The sequence below is a fragment of the Zoogloea dura genome (assembly GCF_012927165.1).
GTDB classification, from domain to species: Bacteria; Pseudomonadota; Gammaproteobacteria; order Burkholderiales; family Rhodocyclaceae; genus Zoogloea; species Zoogloea dura.
In genome coordinates this window covers 1-1,201 of the sequence record NZ_JABBGA010000078.1, presented here as the reverse complement: position 1 = coordinate 1,201, position 1,201 = coordinate 1, and the positions used below count along the sequence as shown (strand labels likewise).

Genomic DNA, 1,201 nt, shown 5'->3' with positions numbered 1-1,201 from the left:
GCCGAGCGGGTCCAGGTGACCCGCGAGATCGACGGTGGGCTGGAAACCCTCTCCCTCCCCCTGCCCGCCGTCATCACCACCGACCTGCGCCTCAACGAGCCGCGCTACGCGACCCTGCCCAACATCATGAAGGCCAAGAAGAAGCCCCTCGATACGGTGCAGCCCATCGACCTGGGTGTGGACGTGGCCCCGCGCCTGACCACCCTCAAGGTGGTCGAGCCGGCCGCCCGCGGCGCCGGCATCAAGGTGGCCGACGTGGCCCAACTCATCGACAAGCTCAAGAACGAAGCCAAGGTGATCTGATCATGACCGTCCTCGTCATCGCCGAACACGACAACACCGGCCTCAAGGCCGCCACCCTCAACACCGTCGCCGCGGCCGCGAAGCTCGGTGGCGACATCCACGTGCTGGTGGCCGGCTCCGCCTGCGGCGGTGCCGCCGAAGCCGCCGCCCGCCTGGCCGGCGTGAGCCGCGTCAAGGTGGCCGATGCCGCCGCCTACGCCGAGCAGGGCGCCGAGAACCTGGCCGCCCTGCTGGTGGACGTGGTCAAGGCCGGTGGCTACAGCCATGTGCTGGCCCCCGCCACCACCGGCGGCAAGAACGTGCTGCCGCGCGTCGCCGCGCTGCTCGACGTGGCCCAGATCTCCGACATCGTCGCGGTCGAGTCGGCCGACACCTTCGTGCGTCCGATCTACGCCGGCAACGCCCTGGCCACCGTGAAGTCGGCCGACCCGGTGAAGGTCATCACCGTGCGCACCACCGCCTTCGATGCCGTCGGAGTGGTGGCCAATGAGGGCGGCAGCGCCGCAGTCGAGGCCATCGCCGCCGGTGCCGACCTGGGCCAGAGCACGCTGGTCGGCCGCGAGCTGACCGTCTCCGCCCGCCCCGAGCTGGGTGCGGCAAAGATCATCGTCTCCGGCGGCCGCGGCATGGGCAGCGGCGACAACTACAAGGCTGTGCTCGAGCCCCTGGCCGACAAGCTCGGCGCCGCCCTGGGCGCCTCCCGCGCCGCGGTGGACGCCGGCTATGTGCCCAACGACTACCAGGTCGGCCAGACCGGCAAGATCGTCGCGCCCCAGCTCTACCTGGCTGTCGGCATCTCCGGCGCCATCCAGCACCTGGCCGGCATGAAGGATTCCAAGGTCATCGTCGCGATCAACAAGGATCCTGAAGCCCCGATCTTCCAGGTCGCCGACTACGG

General features: G+C 70.2%; 2 protein-coding genes. Both read left to right on the top strand.

Features of this window, described 5'->3' with window-relative positions; all coding sequences use genetic code 11:
* A partial coding sequence (locus HHL15_RS26160) for an electron transfer flavoprotein subunit beta/FixA family protein (protein WP_408065747.1) occupies positions 1-303 on the top strand: 303 nt, incomplete at its 5' end.
* Positions 304-305: 2 nt separating this feature from the next.
* Positions 306-1,201 (top strand): electron transfer flavoprotein subunit alpha/FixB family protein (locus HHL15_RS26155; protein WP_169148695.1); only part of this gene is annotated, 896 nt, incomplete at its 3' end.